The sequence below is a fragment of the Christiangramia aquimixticola genome, from assembly GCF_048285835.1.
Lineage (GTDB): Bacteria > Bacteroidota > Bacteroidia > Flavobacteriales > Flavobacteriaceae > Christiangramia > Christiangramia aquimixticola.
This window is the reverse complement of record NZ_JBLVTL010000061.1, coordinates 1-372: the sequence shown is the minus strand read 5'-3', so window position 1 is coordinate 372 and position 372 is coordinate 1. Positions and strand designations below refer to the sequence as shown.

General features: G+C 37.4%; 1 protein-coding gene. It reads left to right on the top strand.

What is annotated here, in order from left to right; genetic code table 11:
• On the top strand, positions 1-253 hold a 253-nt coding region (locus ACNKXV_RS13500; protein WP_417908253.1), incomplete at its 5' end, for a hypothetical protein.
• Between the last annotated feature and the right edge of the window lie 119 nt (positions 254-372).

Here is a 372-nt window from a genome sequence, read left to right as displayed (position 1 = left end):
AATAGATTCAGTAGGAATTAGAACTCTTGAAGGGAAGACCCAAATCCAACTTGCCAGGGTAAATCAGGAAAAATTAGACGATAAAGTCACCCAGCGAGACAACCGATATGAGATTTACCAAAAAGGGATAGGTTTGGTGGAAAAATACGATGAGGTCTTAACCTATTGTTCAAGGAACAATTGTCTCGGTTTGCAATTAATAAATGGTGGATATCGGGTAAAAATGAAATTGGTGGATTATGAGGTGCGATAGGCTTTTAGTTTTGCTTGTATTTTTATTGGGAACTAGTCATGATCTTTTTTCACAAGATCGATATGCGTTTTTTTTCAAATTTAAGCCGCAGACTTCCCTGTCATTGTCCAATCCTAAGG